1 pseudogene is annotated in these 529 nt (G+C 74.5%); it reads right to left on the bottom strand.

Annotated elements, in window-relative coordinates:
- A pseudogene (locus ACFQS7_RS31035) lies at positions 1 to 529 on the bottom strand (IS3 family transposase); the annotation flags it as partial.

The following is a 529-nucleotide window of genomic DNA, read 5'->3' as shown; positions in this document are numbered from 1 at the left end:
TCCACCGCCGTGGTGGTGATGGTGCCGTCATGGGCGCGCTGCTCGGGACGGCCGACGCGGTGTGGCGCGAGCAGGCCGTGCTGGCCCATCAGGCGCCGGACCCGCCGGGCCGAGGTGCGGATGCCGCCATGGCGCAGCCGGGCCCAGATCTTGCGGTAGCCCTCGCCGTGCAGGCGCGAGCCGAGGATCTGGGCGCGAATGTGCTCGAGCAACGCGGCATCAGAGCAGACCCCGACCGGGCCCCGGCGTGTCGGACCGGCCGGTGCCGCGGGGTCGGGCGCCGCGCGATAGCGGTAGACCGTGGCACGGGAGAGCCGCCAGACCCGGGCGACCCTGGCCAGGCCGTAGGCGTGGCTCGTGGCCGGAGAGATGGCCCGGCTCACCGCCTCGACCTCCGGCGGCCCAAAGGGCGGCCGCCCTCCAGGGCGGCGATCTTCTGCTCCAGCAGCTCGTTGGCCATGGTGACCTCGCCGAGCTTGGCCTTGAGACGGAGCACCTCCTCGTCGCGGCTGTCGCGCTCGCGCTCCTT

The sequence above is a fragment of the Dankookia sp. GCM10030260 genome (genome assembly GCF_042666655.1).
GTDB lineage: Bacteria > Pseudomonadota > Alphaproteobacteria > Acetobacterales > Acetobacteraceae > Paracraurococcus.
Note: the sequence above shows the minus strand (reverse complement) of the source record. Positions and strands in the feature narration are given on the sequence as shown.